Below are 1,591 nucleotides of genomic sequence, written 5' to 3' on the forward strand. Positions count from 1 at the left end.
GGGGGGTGTCCCTATGTTTTTCGTCAAGGCTTTGGAGGGATTTTCTTCAAAGTTTTTTGGGCCACTGTTTTTGGGCAGAGGTAGGTGGCTGGCGGTGCGTGTCCGCCAGCTGACAGCTCGGAACGGTCAGGCGGTTTTCGGGGTTGGGGCTTCGTAGAAGGTGCCGTCCCGGAGCATCGCGAAGAGAACGTCGCAACGCCTGCGCGCTAGGGCGATGAGGGCTTGATTGTGTCGTTTGCCTTCGGCGCGTTTCCGGTCGTAGTAGGCCCGTGAGAGAGGGTCTTTCAGAGCCGCGAACGCGGAGAGAAAGAAAGCCCGCTTGAGGGACTTGTTCCCTTTCTTGGAGGGGTGATCGCCTCGGATCGAGGTTCCGGAGCGCCACGTCACCGGGGCCAGCCCAGCGTAGGAGGCGAGGTGGCCGGAGGTCTGGAATTCCTTACCCGCAACTTCGGTGATGATGCGGGCTTCCGTCCTGACCCCGACCGCCGGCATAGAGGTCAGGACGGCATGAAGAGGGTGATCCTCCACGAGGGTTTCAACCTGAACGAGGAGCTCGTCACGGGCCGTGCGTAGCTGCTTGAGCATGGCAGCGAGCTGCGGCAATACGATGCTCGCGGCACCAGTTCCAGCGACTACCACGGTCTGCTCATCTAGGGCGGTGAAGATCTCGGTAGCCCAGCGTTTCCCAGCCCGCGGCGCATACTTCAAAAGCAAGGCCGTGACTCGGTTCTGGCCGGCCTTGCGGAGCTTATCCGGAGACGGATATTTGATCAGCAATTCGGCCATGGCGGGGTGATCGAGGTGCTTTCCCACCACCCGCTCCAGTGCCGGGTGGATCTGGGTCAACAACCCCCGAATCCGGTTCGAGGTTGCCGTTGCCTGCTTCGCTAGATCGTCATCGAAACCGCAGAGCATCGATAGTTCGGCGGCTTGCTCATCGGCGACGACGATGGAACGCAGGGTGTGTGGCAGGCTTCGGGCGGCTTCAGCAATGATGGCAGCGTCTCGAGCATCTGTCTTGGCTTCTCCGGGATGTAAATCCGCGATGCGGCGCATCGCCAGCCCGGGAATGTAGCCGACCAGTATTCCCTCGGCCTGGGCCACAGCAACGGGCAGGGCGCCGATGGTCGAGGGCTGATCAACGACCAACAACACGGTGCCTTTGCCGGCCACGGCCTTGATGATGGCACGGAGTTTGGCCTCGTCTTGGGGCAGTGCACGGTCGAGGATTTTCTTGCCCGTACGGTCGATCGCGACCGCATGGTGATTGCTCTTACCGACATCGACGCCGATGAAGATATCGACGTCCTCGTGGTTCTTGATCAACGCAAACCTCCCAGAAATAGTGTCATTCATTTCGGTGTTGGCTTGTCCTACGGCGGCAAGGCTCGGCATCCACGTTACGGCTGACCTGCACGGCGGTTCATTGTGCTGGTCCGGTCCCCATTAGCGATCCCCTGGCGCCTATCGAATCCCGGTGACAACACCCCCCGGATCATTGATGACTGGGGGACTTAATCATGCCGGGACCGACAGGCCAACCACCCCAAATCCTACTTATTTATGGGGCTACTAAAAAGGTAACGGGGGG

The 1,591-nt window shown here is 60.2% G+C and carries 1 protein-coding gene; it reads right to left on the reverse strand.

Features of this window, described 5'->3' with window-relative positions; translation table 11 throughout:
• Positions 1-126 precede the first annotated feature (126 nt).
• On the reverse strand, positions 127-1,356 hold the full coding sequence (locus tag IEX04_RS18590; RefSeq protein ID WP_183645216.1) for an IS110 family RNA-guided transposase: 1,230 nt from the start codon (positions 1,354-1,356) through the stop codon (positions 127-129).
• Positions 1,357-1,591: the final 235 nt, after the last annotated feature.

It is taken from the genome of Glutamicibacter ardleyensis (genome assembly GCF_014644555.1).
GTDB lineage: Bacteria > Actinomycetota > Actinomycetes > Actinomycetales > Micrococcaceae > Glutamicibacter > Glutamicibacter bergerei.

Coding starts and splice junctions, on each gene's coding strand:
- IEX04_RS18590 (WP_183645216.1), bottom strand. CDS start 1,356: ATGAATGACACTATTTCTGGGAGGTTTGCGTTGATCAAGAACCACGAG.